The sequence below is a fragment of the Stappia sp. G46H5W genome (assembly GCF_058448995.1).
This window is the reverse complement of record NZ_JBZFLL010000006.1, coordinates 191310-210937: the sequence shown is the minus strand read 5'-3', so window position 1 is coordinate 210937 and position 19628 is coordinate 191310. Positions and strand designations below refer to the sequence as shown.

Annotated in this window: 19 protein-coding genes; all 19 read right to left on the bottom strand. The window is 67.0% G+C overall.

What is annotated here, in order from left to right; genetic code table 11:
- Positions 1-2: 2 nt before the first annotated feature.
- Positions 3-455, bottom strand: coding sequence for a 30S ribosome-binding factor RbfA (gene rbfA, locus ACVJ6E_RS19265; protein ID WP_120270555.1), 453 nt, complete (start codon positions 453-455; stop codon positions 3-5).
- A gap of 139 nt (positions 456-594) precedes the next feature.
- On the bottom strand, positions 595-3270 hold the full coding sequence (gene infB / locus ACVJ6E_RS19260) for a translation initiation factor IF-2 (protein WP_120270556.1): 2676 nt from the start codon (positions 3268-3270) through the stop codon (positions 595-597).
- 7 nt (positions 3271-3277) lie between these two features.
- Positions 3278-3958 (bottom strand): RNA-binding protein, encoded by a 681-nt coding sequence (locus ACVJ6E_RS19255; RefSeq protein WP_120270557.1) that lies wholly within the window; start codon positions 3956-3958, stop codon positions 3278-3280.
- A 58-nt stretch (positions 3959-4016) separates the two neighbouring features.
- A complete protein-coding gene (gene nusA / locus ACVJ6E_RS19250) occupies positions 4017-5660 on the bottom strand; it encodes a transcription termination factor NusA (protein ID WP_120270558.1) in 1644 nt (547 codons plus the stop codon).
- 104 nt (positions 5661-5764) lie between these two features.
- Positions 5765-6343, bottom strand: a complete 579-nt coding sequence (gene rimP, locus ACVJ6E_RS19245) for a ribosome maturation factor RimP (RefSeq protein ID WP_120270559.1) — start codon at positions 6341-6343, stop codon at positions 5765-5767.
- Positions 6344-6520: 177 nt separating this feature from the next.
- Positions 6521-7207: a tRNA (guanine(46)-N(7))-methyltransferase TrmB gene (trmB, locus tag ACVJ6E_RS19240; protein ID WP_120270560.1), complete on the bottom strand. Its 687-nt coding sequence runs from the start codon at positions 7205-7207 to the stop codon at positions 6521-6523.
- Positions 7208-7339: 132 nt separating this feature from the next.
- Complete coding sequence (gene metK / locus ACVJ6E_RS19235; protein ID WP_120270561.1) at positions 7340-8512, bottom strand: methionine adenosyltransferase; 1173 nt, start codon at positions 8510-8512, stop codon at positions 7340-7342.
- Positions 8513-8718: 206 nt separating this feature from the next.
- A complete protein-coding gene (locus ACVJ6E_RS19230; RefSeq protein WP_067223230.1) occupies positions 8719-9126 on the bottom strand; it encodes a helix-turn-helix domain-containing protein in 408 nt (135 codons plus the stop codon).
- Positions 9127-9333: 207 nt separating this feature from the next.
- Positions 9334-10953 (bottom strand): apolipoprotein N-acyltransferase, encoded by a 1620-nt coding sequence (gene lnt, locus ACVJ6E_RS19225; protein ID WP_120270562.1) that lies wholly within the window; start codon positions 10951-10953, stop codon positions 9334-9336.
- A 158-nt stretch (positions 10954-11111) separates the two neighbouring features.
- Positions 11112-12128, bottom strand: a complete 1017-nt coding sequence (locus tag ACVJ6E_RS19220; RefSeq protein WP_491676511.1) for a transporter associated domain-containing protein — start codon at positions 12126-12128, stop codon at positions 11112-11114.
- 135 nt (positions 12129-12263) lie between these two features.
- On the bottom strand, positions 12264-12797 hold the full coding sequence (gene ybeY, locus ACVJ6E_RS19215; RefSeq protein WP_120270563.1) for an rRNA maturation RNase YbeY: 534 nt from the start codon (positions 12795-12797) through the stop codon (positions 12264-12266).
- A complete protein-coding gene (locus ACVJ6E_RS19210; RefSeq protein WP_120270564.1) occupies positions 12794-13837 on the bottom strand; it encodes a PhoH family protein in 1044 nt (347 codons plus the stop codon). Before ACVJ6E_RS19210 ends, ybeY begins: the two co-directional genes overlap by 4 nt.
- Before the next feature lie 109 nt (positions 13838-13946).
- Entirely contained in the window at positions 13947-15428 is a 1482-nt protein-coding gene (gene miaB / locus ACVJ6E_RS19205) for a tRNA (N6-isopentenyl adenosine(37)-C2)-methylthiotransferase MiaB (protein WP_120270565.1), read from the bottom strand.
- A 136-nt stretch (positions 15429-15564) separates the two neighbouring features.
- Complete coding sequence (gene olsA, locus ACVJ6E_RS19200) at positions 15565-16443, bottom strand: lyso-ornithine lipid O-acyltransferase (RefSeq protein WP_199681512.1); 879 nt, start codon at positions 16441-16443, stop codon at positions 15565-15567.
- Positions 16444-16447: 4 nt separating this feature from the next.
- Complete coding sequence (locus tag ACVJ6E_RS19195; protein WP_491676521.1) at positions 16448-16831, bottom strand: Fur family transcriptional regulator; 384 nt, start codon at positions 16829-16831, stop codon at positions 16448-16450.
- A gap of 161 nt (positions 16832-16992) precedes the next feature.
- Complete coding sequence (gene rimI, locus ACVJ6E_RS19190; RefSeq protein ID WP_120270567.1) at positions 16993-17481, bottom strand: ribosomal protein S18-alanine N-acetyltransferase; 489 nt, start codon at positions 17479-17481, stop codon at positions 16993-16995.
- On the bottom strand, positions 17478-18146 hold the full coding sequence (tsaB, locus tag ACVJ6E_RS19185; RefSeq protein ID WP_120270568.1) for a tRNA (adenosine(37)-N6)-threonylcarbamoyltransferase complex dimerization subunit type 1 TsaB: 669 nt from the start codon (positions 18144-18146) through the stop codon (positions 17478-17480). The genes rimI and tsaB overlap by 4 nt, the downstream gene beginning before the upstream one ends.
- A gap of 159 nt (positions 18147-18305) precedes the next feature.
- On the bottom strand, positions 18306-18860 hold the full coding sequence (locus ACVJ6E_RS19180; RefSeq protein ID WP_120270569.1) for a NifU family protein: 555 nt from the start codon (positions 18858-18860) through the stop codon (positions 18306-18308).
- A gap of 227 nt (positions 18861-19087) precedes the next feature.
- Positions 19088-19582 (bottom strand): universal stress protein, encoded by a 495-nt coding sequence (locus tag ACVJ6E_RS19175; protein WP_120270745.1) that lies wholly within the window; start codon positions 19580-19582, stop codon positions 19088-19090.
- Between the last annotated feature and the right edge of the window lie 46 nt (positions 19583-19628).

Below are 19628 nucleotides of genomic sequence, written 5' to 3'. Positions count from 1 at the left end.
CCCTAGCGTCCACCCTCATCAGCGGTGTCGTCGGTACGGTCGCCGTCCTCGTCCGCTTCTTCCTCCGACAGGTCTCGGCGCACGTCGTCACGGGACAGAAGGGCGGTGATCCGGTCGTCGTCGTCGAAACGGGTGTCGAGAACGAAGCGCAGATCGGGAAGGAATTTCATGGTCATCCGGCGCGCAAGCTCGCGGCGGATCGTGCGGGCGCTGCGATTGAGCGCCTCGACCACCCGGTCGGCATCGCGCCCGCCAAGCGGCATCACCAGGCAACTGGCGAGGCGCAGGTCCGGCGTCATGCGCACTTCCGGCACGGAGATGATCGTTCCGTCGAGTACCGGATCGGCCAGCGTGCCGCGCGCCAGGATGTCGGAGACTTCCTTGCGCACAAGCTCACCGACGCGCAGCTGCCGCTGCGACGGCATACCGACGGGATGTCTGTTGTTCGGGGCCATGGGACAGGTCCACATCTTGCCGGATCACACGGGATGCCGGACGGCGGTTTCCCGGCGCGCCCGGCCCCCTTTATCCGGGCCAAACGGCAAACGCCGGCGGGACAGTCCCGCCGGCGCGTAAACGGTGCGGCCGCTCCCGTCAGAGGGTACGGGCCACTTCCTCGACCCGGTAACACTCGATGATGTCGCCCGGGCGCATGTCCTGGTAGTTCTCGAAGTTCATGCCGCATTCCTGGCCGGCATTCACTTCCTTCACTTCGTCCTTGAAGCGCTTCAGCGTACCGAGCTTGCCTTCGTGGATCACGACGTTGTCGCGGATCAGGCGGACCTGGGCGCCGCGCTCGACGATGCCCTCGGTCACGCGGCAACCGGCCACCTTGCCGACCTTGGTGATGTTGAAGATCTCGAGGATCTCCGCATTGCCAAGGAAGGTCTCGCGGCGCTCCGGCGACAGCAGGCCCGACATTGCCGCCTTAACGTCATCCACCAGGTTGTAGATGATGTTGTAGTAGCGGATCTCGATGCCCTCGCGCTCGGCCGCATCGCGCGCCTGCTTGTTGGCGCGGACGTTGAAGCCGATGATCGGCGCGCTGGAGGCAGTCGCCAGCGTCACGTCGCTTTCGGTGATGCCGCCGACGCCTGCATGCAGGATGCGCGCCTTGACCTCGTCGGTGCCCAGCTGATCCAGCGCACCGGCAATGGCCTCGACCGAGCCCTGCACGTCGCCCTTGATGACCAGCGGGAACTCCTTGTGGCCGCTCTGCTGCAGACGGTTCATCATCTGCTCGAGCGAACCACGGGCACCGCTGGCCAGGACCGACGCCTTGTCGCGCTTCTGGCGCTGGCGGTAGTCGACGATCTCACGGGCACGCGCCTCGTTCTCGACGACGGCAACCATGTCGCCGGCAGCGGGAGTGCCGTTGAAGCCGAGGACCTCGACCGGCTTGGAGGGCGGAGCCTCCTTCACCTGCTGGCCATTCTCGTCGAGCATGGCGCGCACGCGGCCCCACTCGGATCCGGCCACCAGGATATCGCCGACCTTGAGCGTCCCCTTCTGGACAAGCACGGTCGCGACCGGGCCACGGCCCTTGTCGAGCTGCGCCTCGATGACGATGCCTTCGGCGGTGCGGCTCGGGTTGGCCTTGAGCTCCAGAACCTCGGACTGCAGCAGGATCATCTCGAGCAGCTTGTCGAGATTGAGCTGCTTCAGCGCCGAAACCTCGACGTCGATCACGTCGCCGCCCATCGACTCCACCACGATATCCTCGCGAAGAAGGTCGGTGCGCACGCGGCTCGGATCGGCCGACGGCTTGTCGATCTTGTTGATCGCCACGATGATCGGGACGCCCGCCGCTTTCGCATGGGCGATGGCTTCCTTCGTCTGCGGCATGACGCCGTCATCGGCAGCCACCACCAGGATGACGATATCCGTGGCCTTGGCGCCGCGGGCACGCATCTGGGTAAAGGCGGCGTGGCCCGGCGTGTCGATGAAGGTGATCTTGTGACCGCCCTGCTCGACCTGGTAGGCGCCGATATGCTGGGTAATGCCACCGGCCTCGCCCTGCACCACGTTGGAGCGGCGCAGCGCATCGAGCAGCGACGTCTTGCCGTGGTCGACATGGCCCATGATCGTAACGACCGGCGGACGCGACTCGAGCGCATCGTCCGAGTCGGCGGCCGAGAACAAGCCTTCCTCGACGTCGGATTCCGATACGCGCTTGACCGTATGGCCCATCTCGGAGGCGATCAGTTCCGCCGTGTCGGCGTCGATCACGTCGTTGATCTTGAGCATCTGCCCCTGCTTCATCAGCAGCTTGATCACGTCGACGGCACGCTCGGCCATGCGGTTTGCGAGTTCCTGAATGGTGATCGCCTCGGGCAGAACCACCTCGCGGGAAATCTTCTCGCGCACCACCTGCTGGCCGGCCCGACGCTCCTTCTCACGGCGGCGACGCAGCGAGGCGAGCGAACGGCTGCGCCCCTCGTCGTCTCCGGTGGCGGAGGAGATGGTCAGCTTCGACCGGCGGCGGTCGTCGGCGCCGGGGGTCTTTGCCGGCGGTCGCGCCGGCGCGACCTTGGCGCGCTTGACAGCCTTCACGCCGCCCTTGCGGGCGTCGTCATCCTCTTCGCCGGCACGGCGTGCGGGAGCAGCGGCAGGCGCGGCGGCGGGCTTGCGGGCCGCATCGTCGCGGGCAGCCGGCGCCGGTGCGGAGGCTGCAGGCGCAGCCTCGCCGACTGCGGCAGCGATCGCATCGGCCGCGTCCGAGGCCGAGACCTTCTCGCGGCCATCGTCGCTCTTCTTGCGCTCGGCCTCCTCGGCGGCGCGGCGGGCAGCCTCTTCGGCCTCCTGCTTGGCGCGCTCCGCCTCCTCGACCTTACGGCGCTCTTCCTCGATGGCACGCAGGCGCTCTTCTTCCTCACGGCGCTTGCGGTCCTCGGCATCCCGCCGCTGTGCCTCAATGAGAGCCTGCTGACGGGCAGCAGCTTCATCTTCGGTCAGCGTGCGCAGGATGTTGCCGCCGCGCGGACGCTGCGGTGCCGGCTCGGCACGACGCTGCGGGACCTGCTGCGGCTCGATATCGGGCCGACGCTGCTGAGGAGCCGCGGCGCGCGGCGCCTCGGCTTCGGCCTCAGGCTTGCCGCCTTCGCCCGGCAGGACGACGCGGCGCTTCTTCTTCTCCACCACGACCGCCTTGGTGCGGCCATGGGAGAAGCTCTGACGGACCGTGCCCTGTTCAACGCCGGAGCGTTTCAGGCCCAGTGTCTTGCGCTCCATGCTGATCGTCTTGTCGCCGGGGTTTTTCGTTTCGCTCATATCGCCTTCAGTCCTGGATCACCGCACTGCCCGCACCGTCATTCGCAACCGGATCGTCGAGCGTTCCGGCAACCGGGTCGCTGCTGGAACCGGTACGGAAACGCTCCAGTTCCTCAACCCGGACGAGAGCGTTCTCGCCTGCCCGGCCTGCAAGCAGTGCAGCATGTATCACATTTGACCGACCCAATGCCAAATCCAATTGAGCCGATGTAAAACAGCCGATGATCCGGCAACCGCCGGTATCGGCAAAGCGCGCCCGCGCGATTGCCGCGAGCTTTCTGGCCCCATCGTCGCCGCCATCGCGCGCCTGGACGAGACCAATGACATCCTGCCCGCGCACAGCCGCCTCCACCTTGGAGAAACCGCTGACGATCTCACCGGCCTTTCGGGCCAGCGACAACGCGTTGAGCGCGGACCGCTCGATGAGGGTATCGACCTGATCTGCCAGGTCACCCTCCACCCGCACGGACCCATCTTTGAGCGCGCGCGAAAACACTTTCTTCTTCTGGGCCTCGGCGACCGACTGGCGGCTCGCCGTGATCCAGACACCCCGGCCCGGCAGCCTGCGCCGCAGGTCGGGGACGATGATGCCATCCGGGCCCGTCACGAAACGGATCAGATCATCCACCGGACGCACCGCGCGGGTAAGCGCGCAGCTTCGTTCCAATGGCTCGTTTCGTTTCGGCACCCTTATCGCTCCGCCGGTCGTGTCGGCCCCGACCCTGCCAGATCAGGACCCTGCCGGATCAGACCTCGTGCACCACACCGGTCGCAACGATGCCCGTCTCGTTTTCGTCCGCCTCGGCCTCGACCTCGGCAGTCTCTTCATCCGCGGCAAGATCCGCCTCGGTGATCCAGCCCGCCTCGATGCGCGCGGCCATGATCATTTCCTCGGCCTCGGCACGGCTGACATCGAAGCCGGTCAGCGCGCCTTCGTGACGGGTCACCTCGCCGTTGGCGCGCTCTGTCCAGCCGACGAGATCGTCGGTGGCGCAACCCGCCAGGTCCTCGACGGACTTTACGCCGTCCTTGCCGAGCGCGACCAGCATAGCCGTCGTCAGGCCATTAATGTTTCTGAGGTCGTCGGAAACACCAAGTTCGCGGCGCTCCTCGTCGAGCTTCGCCTCGATTTCCTCGAGATATTCGCGGGCACGCGCCTGAATCTCGTCGGCGGTTTCCTCGTCGAAGCCCTCGATCGTGGCAACCTCTTCGCGCTCGACATACGCCACTTCTTCCACCGAGGCAAATCCTTCGGAGGCGAGAAGCTGACCGACGACCTCGTCGACGTTCAGCGCTTCCATGAAGAGCTGCGTGCGATCAGTGAATTCCTTCTGTCGACGCTCCGACTCGTCATGCTCGGTCATGATGTCGATCGCCCAGCCGGTCAGCTGGGACGCAAGACGCACATTCTGGCCGCGGCGGCCGATGGCCAGCGACAGCTGCTCGTCCGGCACCACCACCTCGATGCGCTCGGCATCCTCGTCGAGGACGACCTTGGCCACCTCGGCCGGCTGCAGCGCATTCACGATGAAGGTCGCGTTATCCGGGTTCCACGGAATGATGTCGATCTTCTCGCCCTGCAGCTCGCCGACGACCGCCTGGACGCGGCTGCCGCGCATGCCGACGCAGGCGCCGACCGGATCGATGGAGCTGTCCTTGGAGATGACGGCGATCTTGGCGCGCGAGCCCGGATCGCGGGCAACCGCCCTGATCTCGATGACGCCGTCATAGATCTCCGGCACTTCCTGGGCGAAGAGCTTCGCCATGAACTGCGGATGGGTACGCGAGAGGAAGATCTGCGGGCCGCGCTGCTCGCGCCGCACGTCATAGACATACGCGCGGATGCGGTCGCCATTGCGGAACAGCTCGCGCGGGATGAGTTCGTCGCGGCGCACGATGGCCTCGCCGCGGCCGAGATCGACGATCACGTTGCCGTATTCGACGCGCTTGACCACGCCATTGACGATCTCGCCGATGCGGTCCTTGAACTCGTCGTACTGGCGGTCACGCTCGGCCTCGCGCACCTTCTGCACGATCACCTGCTTGGCCGACTGGGCGGCGATACGGCCGAAGTCCAGCGGCGGCAGCGGCTCGGCGATGTAGTCGCCGATCTGCGCCATCGGATTGCGGCGAAGCGCCTCTTCCTTGTCGATCTCGGTCGAGGAATTCTCGACCTTGTCGACGACCAGCAGCAGGCGCTGCAGCTTGATCTCGCCGGTGCGCGGATTGATCTCGGCACGCACTTCGGTTTCGGAGCCGTAGCGCGAGCGCGCCGCCTTCTGGATCGCATCTTCCATCGCGGCGATCACGATGCCGCGATCGATCGTCTTTTCGCGCGCGACCGCATCCGCGATCTGCAGCAGCTCCAGCCGGTTCGCACTGATTGCCATCTCAGTCCACTCCTCTCGCGCCGGTCTCGCCGGCGCTTCCTGTCATCAGGAAGGGCAAAGCCGCTTCCCTCGGAATTCCGTTTCCTCTCGCCCGCAACAGCGGATCAGTCGTTGTCGGCCCCGTTGGCGGACGCCTTGCGGCGCGCCGCCTTGTCGGCCTTCAGCGCCGCCTCCACGAGATCGTCGGTCAGCACCAGACGAGCTTCGGCGATGTCGGCGAGCGGCAGGCGCACATCCGGCTCACCGTCGTCCGGCAAGTCCTCGAGGCGCAGCACGAGATCGCCGCCCTCGACGGCACGGATCTCGCCGCGGAACCGCTTGCGGCCGTCGCGCGGCACGGCAAGTTCCAGCTTGGCGAGATGTCCGCGCCAGCGCTCGAAATCAACGGCGCGCACCAGCGGCCGGTCGATGCCGGGCGAGGAAATCTCAAGATTGTACTCGCGGTCGATCGGGTCCTCGACATCGAGGATCGGCGTTATCGCGCGGCTCACCGCCTCGCAATCATCGACGGTCATCGTGCCGTCGGGGCGCTCGGCCATGATCTGCAGGGTCAGTCCGTTGACGCCGGACAGCTTGACGCGCACGAGGCGAAAGCCGAGATCGGCGATCGCCGGCTCGACCATGGCCGCGATACGGGTTTCGAGTCCGTTTTCCCGGACGATCCGCGTTTCCTGGTCCTGCAAGTCTGTCTCCCCGTGGGGCGGAAGGGTGGCCGCCAAAACAAAAAGAGCGGGTCCTCGGGAGGGCCCACTCTCATACTGCTCATGCGAGCCGATAGAGAATTTGAGTAGCGTCACTATACGCCGATAGCCGCCAAACGCAAGAAAATTCGCCGCTTGCCCGGATTCCGCCGCCCCGTATCAGACCTTGCGGAACTCCAGATAGTGGCCCTTGCGGCCCTCGCGATAGGCCTTTGCCTCGTAGCGCGTGCCCGACCAGGGCTGCCAGGGAACCAGCCAGTCGGGCGCAGCTTCCGCCGTCCATTCGAAGGCGGGATGGGCGAGCAGGCGGGCCAGCGTCCAGTCGACATAAGTGTCGATGTCGCTGGCGAAGCGGTAGAGCGCACCGGGCTTCAGCACACGTGCCATGCGGTCCAGATTGACCGGATTGACGAAGCGGCGCTTCCAGTGCCGGCGCTTGGGCCAGGGGTCGGGATAGAGCTGATAGATGCCGTCGAGCGAGGCGTCGGGCAGCCAGTCCAGCAGCTTGATCGCATCGTCGCCATAGACCCGAACGTTGGACAGTTCCTGCGTATCGACCTCGACGACAGCCTTGGCCAGACTGCTGACAAAGGGCTCGACGCCGATGAAGCCGGTATCCGGCAACCGCTGCGCCTCATGCAGCAGATGCTCGCCGCCGCCGAAGCCGATCTCCATCCAGACCGCATCGACCTTGCCGGAAAACAGCTCGCGCAGGTCCTGCGGCGCAGCTTGCGCCAGATCCGGCTGCAAGCGCTGGAGCGCGGCCTCGAAGGCCTCGCGGCGCTGTGCGCGTAGCGGCTTGCCGACGCGGCGGCCGAAGAAGGAGCCCTTGCTGTGGTCGGTCATGTACGTGCAGGTCCGGCAACAGCCGCCCCGGCCGGCGCATCACGGCGCGCATGGGAGCGGCGAAAACGAAGTCCGCCCGGCACCTGGGTGCCGGGCGGGAGGACAGGCCGGGGCCTTGCGGCCCGGCGAGTGTCAGGCGACGGCGTCGCGCAGCGCGTGCACGAGGTCGATCTTCTCCCAGGAGAAGCCACCGTCCTCCTCCGGTTCGCGGCCGAAGTGGCCATAGGCGGCCGTGCGGGCGTAGATCGGCCGGTTCAGGCCGAGGTGCTGGCGGATGCCGCGCGGGGTCAGGTGCATCACCTCGCGCAGGGCCTTCTCCAGCTTCGCTTCCTCGACATTGCCGGTGCCGTGCAGGTCGACATAGACCGACAGCGGCTCGGCAACGCCGATGGCGTAGGACAGCTGGATCGTGCAGCGGTCGGCGAGGTTGGCCGCGACCACGTTCTTCGCGAGATAGCGGGCCGCGTAGGCGGCCGAGCGGTCGACCTTGGTCGGGTCCTTGCCCGAGAAGGCGCCGCCGCCATGCGGGGCAGCACCACCATAGGTGTCGACGATGATCTTGCGGCCGGTCAGGCCTGCATCGCCGTCGGGACCGCCGATGACGAAGGCACCGGTCGGGTTGACGTGCCAGGCCGTGTCCTTGGTGACCCAGCCGCCCGGCAGCGCCGTGACGATGTAGGGCTCGACGATGGCGCGGATGTCATGCGAGGTCAGCTTGGGGTCGAGGTGCTGGGTCGACAGCACGATCGAGGTCACGCCGACCGGCAGACCGTTCTCGTAGCGCACGGTGACCTGGCTCTTGGCATCCGGCCCGAGCGCCGGCTCCTTGCCGGACTTGCGGGCTTCGGCCAGCAGGCGGAGGATCTTGTGCGAGTAATAGATCGGGGCCGGCATCAGCTCCGGCGTCTCGCGGCAGGCGTAACCAAACATGATGCCCTGGTCGCCGGCGCCTTCGTCCTTGTTGTCGGCCGCGTCAACGCCCTGGGCGATGTGGGCCGACTGGGCGTGCAGATGGACGGCGACGTCGCAGGTCTCCCAGTGGAAGCCTTCCTGCTCGTAACCGATGTCGCGGATGGCCATGCGGGCCAGATGCGCGATGTACTCGTTGGTGATCGACGCGGGACCGCGGGTCTCACCCGCAATCACGACGCGATTGGTGGTTGCCAGCGTTTCGCAGGCAACGCGCGCCTCGGGCATCTCGGAGATGAAGGCATCGACGACCGTATCGGAGATGCGGTCGCAGACCTTGTCCGGATGGCCTTCCGACACGGATTCGGAAGTGAAGAGATAATCTTGACGAGCCACGTTCAACCGTCCTTCTGGGAAGAATAGAAAGAAGCGGCAGGGAACCCCGCCGCCACGCACGACACATGCCAGCGAAGACGACGGCTCGTCAAGCCATGCGGGACCGCAACCCACGCCAGCGCATTCGCGCCGCAGGGCATCGGGCCCTGCGGACGGGGGGCGACAGTGCTGCCGTCACCACCCGTCCGCACCATCAAATCCTGGTATCAGACTTCTTCGCCAGCCAGCGCGCGAACCAGATCCACGACGCGGCGACGCACCTTGGCGTCCTCGATCCGCACGAAGGCCTTGTTGAGCGACAGGCCCTCGGAAGAGGAGAGGAAATCGACCACGTAGGATGCCGGCTTGGCTTCGCCGAAGCCGCTGGCGTCCTCCGGCGTGCCGGGTGCATCCTCGAAGAAGAAGGCAACCGGGACCTTCAGGATCGTGGCGATGTGCTGCAGCCGACTTGCGCCGATGCGGTTGGTGCCTTTTTCGTACTTCTGAATTTGCTGAAACGTGATACCAAGGCTTTCGCCAAGCTTTTCCTGGCTCATGCCAAGCATCATGCGACGCAGTCGCACGCGGCTGCCGACATGCACGTCGATGGGGTTCGGTGCCTTCTTGCTGCTCATGTCCGTCTTCTTCCCGGGTCTTTCGAATGCTGTGACCATACTTATCTTACCCAGCGTTTCTTTGTTCGGTCCGAGACGTTCTCGCCGGATACGTGTATCCGGACATCAAAACATCGAGGAAGAACCGACGCCGGTTCAAAGGGTTGCAACCTGTTCTACGCAACAGGATATCCCGGTTGTTATGATGCCGTGCTGCCCGCCAGCCCGTCAATCATTACGCGCATAACCTAAGTAACGCGTTATCAGAAGGGTGCCAAGAAAAACTATCAGGAAAATTGACAAGGCAGTCTGTCCATATCGCGCAAATGCCCCTGCGGAAATCGCAGAAGGAAGCCGCGTGTCGATCGTTGCCGCCTCCATCAGGGGGCGCATCTCCAGCACCCGCCCATAGGGATCCACAACTCCTGATATGCCCGTGTTGGCTGCGCGCACAACCGGCAACCCCTGCTCCACCGCCCGCATGCGTGACTGGACGAAATGCTGGCGGGGGCCCGGCGTGTCGCCGAACCAGGCATCATTGGTGACGTTCAGCAAAAACCCCGGCCGGCCATCGCGGGTTGTAGCGGCCTGCGGGAAGATCGCCTCGTAGCAGATCAACGGCAGGAATGCCGGCCCGGCGACGGGCTCCAGCGTGCGGTGGCGAAAGCCTGCGCGAAAGGTTCCCGGCAGTTCCACCAGCTTCGTCAGGCCGATCCCCTCCAGAAGATCGCCGAGGGGCAGGTATTCGCCGAAGGGCACGAGGCGTACCTTGTCGTAGGCGTCGCGGATCGTGCCTTCCCCGTCGATGACGAAGACGGAGTTGTAGAACACCCGGCGCCCGGCATCCTCGACGCTGGCGCGGATCGCCCCGGTCACCAGCGTATCCTCGTCGCGCAGCAGATCGGCGATGGCGGCAAGCGCCTCCGGCGCCTCCGTCAGCAGGAAGGGCGGCGCGGATTCCGGCCAGATCACCAGACGCGGCAGTTCGGCATCGCCCTCCGCACCCTGCCAGGGCGCACGGCTTGCCTCCAGATAGGTCTGGAACACCCGCGCCCGGTTTTCCGGCTGCCACTTCTCTTCCTGCGGAATCGAGGGTTGCACGACGCGGATGGCGATCTCCTCGCCGCCAGACACCGGCGCGAGCGACAAGCGCGCGGCGCCATAGCCCGCGACCACGGCCAGCAGCAGCAGGGAGGCGCCCCCCATCCGCCGCCCGCCCCGCGTGCCGTCGGCAAAGCCGGCAAGCCCGCAGAACACGGTCACGACAAGAAGACCGAGCCCATAGACCCCGACCAGTGCCGCCGGCTGCATCAGGACCGTGTAGTCGCCAAAGGCATAGCCCCACAGGTTCCACGGAAAGCCGGTAAGCACATGGCCGCGCAGCCAATCGGCCAGCGTCAGCACAAGCGCCAGCAGCAACAGCCGGTCCGGCCCGTCGCGCCAGGCAAGACCGGCGACCAGGGTCGCAAGGCCGGTGAACAGCGCCAGGCCCGCCGGCAGCAGTACGACGGCAAAGGGAATCATCCAGGCAAAGACGTCCGCCTCGACGAGAAACGCCCGGCCGATCCACCACAGGCCCGCCAGATGAAAGCCGAAGCCGAACCACCAGCCGATCGCAAAGCCCGGTCGCAGGCGGCGCGCCCAGCCCATCTCGTCCGAGATCGCTCCGTCGAGCAGCCAGACCAACGCCGGCATCGACAGGGCAAGGACCGGAAAAAGCCCGAAGGGCGGCATGGCGAGCGCGGCGATGGCACCGGCCAGAGCCGCCAGCAGCCAGCGTCGCCAGCCATGAGCGAGAAGGAAAACCTGTGCGAGGCGCAGCACGGTGTCGGCTCCTGCTTTGCGCATCCGGCGCGCGTCCGCGATGCGTGCAACACAAGGGCGAATCAGTCGCCCGTCACCGGACCATTCCCGGCACCCCGGCGCCGGTCAAGTGAAGCGAAAGCCGCGCCCGCACGCCATCGGGCGCACGGGCACGGCTTCCATCAAGATTGCGTGTTTGCGCTCTAGTTGGCCGACTCCGGCCGGCGCAGCCGCCGGCGCGTTTCCGTGAGGCGGGCCTCGGGACGCCGCGCCCGGATCCGCAGCCGCTTGATACGGCGCGGGTCGGCGTCGAGTACCTCGAACTCGTAGCCGGGAAACTCGCGTGCGGCGAGCAGCTCGCCGCGCACCGGCACACGTCCGACGAGGGTAAAGACCAGGCCGCCCAGCGTGTCGACTTCCTCGGCAAGATCGCCGAGCTGGAAGTCGGTTCCAACCGCTTCCTCGACTTCCTCGACCGGGACGCGGGGATCGGCAACCCAGACGCCGTCGGCGACCTTCTGGATCATCGCCTCCTCGTCCTCGTCGTGCTCGTCCTCGATGTCGCCGACGACGGTCTCGACGATGTCCTCCAGCGAGACGAGACCTTCGGTGCCGCCGTATTCGTCGATGACCAGCGCCATCTGCACGCGGTCGGCCTGCATCTTCGCCATCAGGTCGGTCGCCGGCATGGACGGCGGCACGAAGAGAACCGGACGGATCAGGTTGGCCTCGGCCAGCGGCAACGAGAGGTCGACGCGGGTCAGGTCGAAGATCTGCGGTTCGTTGCTGGCCGGCGCCTCGCCGGCGTCCGTCGTACCGGCCTCGCCGTTGCGCTGGCCCTCGCGCTTTTCTTCCGGGGCCGCGCGGCCGACGAAATAGGCCATCAGGTCCTTTATGTGGACCATGCCCCGCGGATCATCGAGGCCGTCGTGATAGACCGGCATGCGGGAATGGCCGCTCTCGCGGAACACATCCATCAACCGGGAAACGGTGACGGTGTCCTCCACCGCATCGATATCGGCGCGCGGCACCATGACGTCCTCCACCCGCACCTCGCGCAGGCGCAGGATGTTGGACAACAGGATGCGCTCTTCGGGCGTGAAGCTCGCGCTGTCGTCGGCCTCGCGGGCCAGTTCGTCCTGGAGGTTCTGGCGCAGCGTGCCCGCACCGTTGCCCGGTCGCCGCAGACCGGCAAACCGTTTCAGGGCATCGGACCACACGCTGCGCAGCGATCGCTGCGGTTCGCCGTCGGTCTGGGCGGCTTCTGCCGCCGCTCCTGCTGCCGCATTTTGCGACGCCGGAGTGTCGGTCGTACTTCGGACCTCTGTATCATTCATATCGGTTTTCACGCCCGCTCACACGGGCGTCTCGCTCTCCGTTTCGGTTCCGGACACCAGAGGGTCCCGGTAAGGGTCTGCAATACCCAGAACGGCCAAAATGCGCCGCTCCAGGGCCTCCATCTCCTCGGCTTCGTCCTCCATTTGGTGATCGTAACCGAAAAGGTGAAGGAATCCATGCGCAACAAGATGTGTCACGTGGTCGGAAAATGCGATGTCGAGCTCCCCGGCCTCGCGCACAACCGTCTCGCGGGCCAGGATGATATCGCCGAGAAGCGGACCGAAAGGCGGCTCTTCCTCGTCTCCGCCCGGGAAGGACAGGACGTTGGTCGGCGCATCCTTGTCGCGCCAGTCTCGGTTGAGCTCGCGCACGCGCGCATCGTCGGCAAAGACGACCGAGAGCTCCGCGCCCTCGACCAGCTCCAGCTCCGCCTCGCGGCAGGCCACCTCGACGACCCGCGCGACAAGCGCTTCCAGCTCGTCTTCGCCCGGCCAGCCGTCGGCCTCGACGGCAACGTCGATCTCCGGCACCACAGCTTCGCCCTGGCTCATGCCGCCGGGCCCCGCCGTGGGGACCGCCGTGCGGCTTCGGCGGCAGCCTCGGCCGCATCGCGCTCGGCACTCGCCTCGCGGCCCGCATCGTCATAGGCGCGCACGATACGGGCGACGAGCTCGTGGCGCACCACGTCGACCTCGGTGAAGCGCACCTGTGCCACGCCCTCGACGCCTTCCAGCAGGGCCAGAGCCTCGCGCAGGCCCGACTTCTGGCCCGGCGGCAGGTCGACCTGGCTCGGGTCGCCGGTGACGATCATCCGAGAATTCTCGCCAAGGCGGGTCAGGAACATCTTCATCTGCATCGTGGTGGTGTTCTGGGATTCGTCCAGAATCACAACCGCGTTGGAGAGCGTGCGCCCGCGCATGAAGGCGAGCGGCGCGACCTCAATCATGCCGGACTGCAAGCCGCGCTCGACCTTTTCCGCTGGCATCATCTCGTAGAGCGCGTCGTAGAGCGGGCGCAGATAGGGATCGACCTTCTCCTTCATGTCGCCAGGCAGGAAGCCGAGCCGTTCGCCCGCCTCCACCGCCGGACGCGACAGGATCAGCCGGGCCACGTCGCCGCGCTCCAGCAACGCCGCCGCATAGGCGACGGCAAGGAAGGTCTTGCCGGTACCGGCCGGCCCGACGCCGAAGGTAAGATCTGCCCGGTCCATCGCACGGATATAGGCATCCTGCGCCGGGGTGCGGGCCAGCACCGTCTTGCGGCGGGTCGAGACCTGGGCATAGGTCAGATGCGAGCGCGGCTCGATGGTCGGCAGATCGAGTTGCGCTTCTTCCGCAGCGGCCATACGCAATGCCCCTTCCACGTCGCCCGGATGCAGCTCGTAGCCTTGCTGCAGGCGTGCATAGAGCGATTCCAGCGCGCGGCGAGCCTGCTCGCAGCCGGAATGGCGCCCCTTGATGATCACCTGATTGCCCCGCGCCACCGCATCGACGCCGAGGCGCTGCTCGATAAGCGCGAGATTCTGGTCGAACTGGCCGAAAAGATCGCCGACGAGCCGATTGTCGTCGAAGGCCAGAACCACATGGGTCATGTCCGAAGCGGGGACCGCGGCGCGGTACCCTCCCCGGCCGGGTGTCCGGCTGGCGCCGTTCAAGCGGCTTCTCCTGGCATCATGCCTCCTGAAACCCCGTGTCCGGGCCTCACGCCTGGGCCCGCAAGGGAGTTGCCTGCCCTTTATTGTGCCCCGGCGCGAGACGCGCGAACAGGGAATTCGCGCCGGTTCCGACGATTTCCACCGGCACGATCTCGCCGATCAGGCTTTCGTGCGCATCGAACTGTACCGGCTGCAGCCAGGGCGAGCGACCGTTGAGCTGTCCGGGATTGCGGCCGTGCTTTTCGACCAGCACCTCGCAGGTGCGCCCCACGAGGCTTTCGTTGAAGGCCTTCTGCTGTCGCGCCACCAGATCCTGCAGCTCCAGCAGCCGCTCGTTCATGACCGCTTCCGGCACATGATCGGCCATGGTCGCACCCGGCGTGCCGGGACGAGGGCTGTACTTGAAGGAAAACGCCGAGGCGAAGCCAACCTGCTCGATCAGGTCCATCGTGTCGCGGAAATCCGCATCCGTCTCGCCTGGGAAGCCGACGATGAAATCGCAGGACAGGGCAAGGTCCGGCTGGGCCGCGCGGATACGGTCGATCAGGCGGAAATAGTCGTCGCGCGTGTGCTTGCGGTTCATCGCCTTGAGAATGCGATCCGAGCCCGACTGCACCGGCAGGTGCAGGTAGGGCATCACCTGCGGCAGGTCGCGATGGGCGGCGATCAGCGCATCGTCCATGTCGCGCGGGTGGCTGGTCGTGTAGCGCAGCCGGTCGATCCCGTCGATGCGCGCCAGCCGCTCCAGCAGCTGACCGAGCCCCCAGGCGCCGCCCTCCGGCCCCGCACCATGCCAGGCATTGACGTTCTGGCCGAGCAGCGTGACCTCGCGAATGCCGCGCGCGGCCAGCCGTTCGGCCTCGGCGACGATCTGCGCCACGTCGCGCGACACCTCGGCGCCGCGCGTATAGGGCACCACGCAGAAGGTGCAGAACTTGTCGCACCCCTCCTGCACGGTCAGGAAGGCGGTGTAGCTGCGCGGCCTGCCGGTTGCCGTCGCCTTGGGCTCGGCCTGCGGCTTCGACAGATGGCGGAACTTTTCCTCGATCTCGAACTCGGTCTCGACGACGCTCTCGCCGGCCGCCGCGCGGCTGACCAGTTCCGGCAGCCGGTGATAGGTCTGCGGGCCGAAGACCAGATCGACGACGGGCGCGCGGCGGGCAATCTCCTCTCCCTCTGCCTGGGCGACGCAGCCGGCAACGCCGATCATCGTCTCGCGCCCCTGTTCGGCACGCTCGGCCTTCAGCTTGCGCAGCCGTCCGAGCTCCGAATAGACCTTCTCCGCGGCCTTTTCGCGGATATGGCAGGTGTTGAGGATGATCAGGTCGGCATCCTCGAGCGTTTCGGTGGCGCTGTAGCCCTGCGGCACCAGCGCGTCGGTCATCCGCTCGCTGTCATAGACGTTCATCTGGCAGCCATAGGTCTTGACGAAGACCCGGCGCGCGGGAGCCGTGCCGGCGCCGAGGCCGGCCGCCGGATCGCTGACGATGCCATCCCCTGCCGGGGCGTTGCTGATCTCTTCGCTCATCCTGTCTCCGCGCGGGTCTTGCCGCGCCGCATGCCGTCCGGCAGCCAATGGCTGAAGTCTTGCCGACGGATTGTGTCAAGGGTGCGATAACGGCGGCGCGCCTCGCGCGCCCGGCCGCTCGCCGATCGTGCCTGCTTTAGCCGTTTTCGGCCGCCTTGAGAATAGCAGGTTCGTCCGCTTCGGCCGGCACATCGGCCGCTGGGGCGGCGGGCGGCAACTCGGGCCCCGCCGGGGGATGACCCGCGCGCACATTGCCGGCGAGGCGGCGCACCTCGTCCTCCAGCAGCCGCGTTAGGGTCTTGCGGTCCATATCCGGGCGCACGCGGATCGGCTCGCCCCAGACCACGGCGACATCGACCGCGCCCTGGCGGACCACGTTCATGAAATGCGGTACCATCTCCATGTCGCCATACCAGGCGACATGCGGGCGGAACTGCCGCCCCATCGGCAACCCGTGCAGATGGGTATAGGCGAGCGCCAGCGGCTGGATCCACATCTCGCCATCGTCGCCGGCCAGCGCATGGCGCGCGGCGCCGATCAGCGCAGAGCGGAAGGGCAGGACCTCGTTGCCGCTGTTCGACGTGCCTTCCGCGAACAGAACCATGGCATCGCCCGAGGCAAGGCGCGTGCCCAGTTCCTCGGCGGTGCGCCCGGTCGCGCTGCGCCGCTGCCGGTCGACGAAGACCGAGCGCTGCAGCTTGGCGAAAAGCCCGAAGACCGGCCAGGACGCGACCTCGGTCTTGGCGACGAAGGACAGCGGCATGCGGCTGCCGAGAACGGTGATATCGAGCCAGGAAACGTGATTGGCGACGATCAACAGGGGCCGCTCGCGCGCCGGCCGGCCGATCTCGCGTACGCGAATGCCCACAGTACGGCAGGCGATGCGGTGCCAGACGACGGGCAGGGAGCGCTTCAGCCCGCCCTTCAGGCGCAGCGCCAGCCATTGCACCGGGATCAGCGGCAGCGTCACCACCGTCAGGGTCGCCAGGACGGTCGCGGCGCGCAGGCGCATCATCGGATCAGCCCCGGTCCTTCGGCGACAGCGGCACGCCGTACAGCTCCAGCCGGTGATCGACGAGCCGGTAGCCGAGCTTGCGGGCGATGGCCTCCTGCAGCCGCTCGATCTCCTCGTTGCGGAACTCGATGACGCTGCCGGTCTTCAGGTCGATCAGGTGGTCGTGGTGCTCTTCCGGCACGGTCTCGTAGCGGGCGCGCCCGTCGCGGAAATCGTGGCGCTCGATGATGCCGGCATCCTCGAACAGCTTCACCGTGCGATAGACGGTGGAAATGGAGATGCGCGGGTCGTTCTCGACGGCGCGGCGGTAGAGCTCCTCGACATCGGGATGGTCGCTGGCGCCTTCGATCACCCGGGCGATGATCCGCCGCTGCTCGGTCATGCGCATGCCCTTGGCAACGCACTGATCCTCCAGCGAGGCAGGCGGCTGCTCGGCCGTGGTCTCGGCGCCCTTGCGGCTGCCGGAATCGGTCATCTCGCCTCTCCTTCTCGCGCCCGTCGACCGGTGCGCCGGCCGGCTAGCGGGCCGTCGCCATACCGCCAAGCCGATTACGCCAGATCGACACGCATGACAAGCGCACCGCCATCGCCCGCGCTGTCGCGATAATAGCCGCGCCGTTCGCCCACCTTGCGGAAGCCGAGACGGCGGTAAAGCGCCAAGGCCGGAGCATTGGCGGCATCGACCTCGAGAAACAGCGAGGCCACCCTGTCCGCATAAAGGCGCGAGAGGGCGTGCCGCATCAGCAGCGCCCCGACGCCGCGCTGGCGCTGGCGCGGATCCACCGCGATCGTGAGCACTTCCGCCTCGTCGGCGGCAACCCGCAGGATCACGAAACCGAGGATGGAGCGGCTGCCGAGAAGGCTGGAGCGCCGGGCCTGCAGGATCGTGACGCCCGGCTGGCGGGCGAGCGCTGCAAGATCGTCCTCGCTCCAGCCGCTGGGGAAGGACCGTTCATGGATTTCGGCCAGCACCGCATGGTCGGAGGGCACGGCCTCCTCCACCACAGGCGGCGAGGGAAGAAACCACCAGTAGCTCATGCCAGCAACCGGAGATCGCGCCGCGCGGGCGCCGCATCGGGCGGGCGCAGATAGAGCGGCTCTGGAGGATGGCTGCCGATTTCGGCGAGGGCGCCAAGGCGTGCCACGGCGGCGATGTCCGGCCAGCCGGCCTCGCCCAGGATCCTGAGATCCTCGCGTCCGCTCGCCGCCACCAGCTTGGGGGCGCCGCTGCCGTAAAGCGCGCTCCCCGATGGCAGCGCGGCGCCGTAGGCTGCGGCATCGACGGCCTGCGGGGCATCCAGGGGCGTCCCGTCGGCGGCAAATCCTTGCGCGTAGATCTCGCCGCCCTTGGCTGCCAGCACCGCCCGGACCGGCTCGCCTGCCGAAAGGGTGGCGGCGAGCGCTTCCAGGGTGCCGATGCCGACCGCCGGCGCCCCGACCACGAGGGCGATGCCACGGGCGGCGGACAGGCCGACCCTGAGGCCGGTGAAGGAACCGGGACCGACGGTGACCGCGATCCGGTCGAGCGCAGCGAAGGGCAGGCTCGCCTCGGCCATCACCTCGCCGATCATGCCCATCAGCCGCTCGGCATGCCCGCGGCCCAGCACCTCGCTCGCCGAGGTCAGGCGCAACGCATCCCCGCTGCCGTCATGGACGGCGACCGAACAGGCGTCGAGCGCGGTATCGATGGCAAGCAGTCGCATGGAATCACTAAACCGTGGGCGGCGAGAGAAGTCGACAAAACCAAAGGCTAAGACGCCGGGCAACCCGGATCTCGAACCCGGCTCGAACGCTTGCGCCAAAACGCGAGGGCGGCCCGGCCGCCGTGCAGCCGGACCGCCCTCCTGATCACGCCATCAGGCTCAGATCGCGCGCACTTCCTCGACTTCCGGGACGAAATGCCGGAGCAGGTTCTGGATGCCGTGCTTCAGCGTCGCGGTCGAGGACGGGCAGCCCGAGCAGGCGCCGCGCATCGACAGGTAGACGATCCCGTCGCGGAAACCGCGGAAGGTGATGTCGCCACCGTCCTGCGCCACGGCCGGACGCACGCGCGTCTCGATCAGCTCCTTGATGGTGTCGACGGTCTCCTCGTCGCCCTTTTCGAAGAACTCCTCGTCGCTCTCGTCGGACATCTCGCTGGCCATGACCGGCGCGCCGGACATGAAATGCTCCATGATGGCACCCAGGATCGCCGGCTTGATGTGCTGCCAGTCGACGTCGCCCTTGGTCACGGAGATGAAGTCATGGCCAAAGAAAATGCCTTCCACGCCATCGACCTGGAACAGCGTCTGGGCCAGCGGCGAGGTTCCGGCGTCCTCGCTCTTGCGGAAGTCCATGGTGCCTTCCGGCAGAACGATCCGGCCGGGGAGGAACTTGAGGGTCGCCGGGTTCGGCGTCGCCTCGGTCTGAATGAACATGTCGGTCTTCCTTGTCTAGCGGGCCGGGCCCTTGGGCACGCCCTCGCAGGCCTGTCCCTGCCGACCGTGCCCTTGCGCGGGTGCGCGGCCGGAGGTCTTCCACACGGTCTCGCGTCGCGTCGCCAGAGCCACCATGGCCTGCATCAGCTGCGGTCTTGACCCCAATATACAGCGGAGGGGATCGCGTTTCCAGATTGGAATGGTTCCAGTCTGTTCTTTTGTTGCGCTCAGGCGAGCGCCGCGATCGATTCGTCGTCCAGCGTGCCCGGCACGATGGTCACGGGGATGGGGAAGCTGCCCGCGCCCTTGCCGGCGATGGCGGTGACGAGCGGGCCCGGCCCTTCCGAGCCGCTTCCGGCCGCCAGCACCAGGATGGCGATGTCCGCATCCTCTTCGATCAGCTGCAGGATCTCGTCGGACCGGTTGCCTTCGCGCACCACCAGTTCCGGGGTCGTGCGGGCGACGGCCCGCACCCGGTCGGCCGCCCGCGCCAGGCAGGCATCGGCCTCCTCGCGCGCCTCGGCGCGCATGATGTCCTCCACGCCGATCCAGTGCTGGAAGTCGCCGGGCGCGATCACATAAAGCAGCGTGGCGACGCCCCCGGTGCGCTCTGCGCGCTTGGCGGCATAGACGATGGCCCGGTCGCACTCGGCCGTCTCGTCGACGACGACGAGAAACTTGCGCCTGTGGCCTTCCTCGAAACTCTTGCGGATCGCTACCATGCGCGCATGCTGCCATTGCCGCCGCAGCGCGGCAAGCACCAAGCGA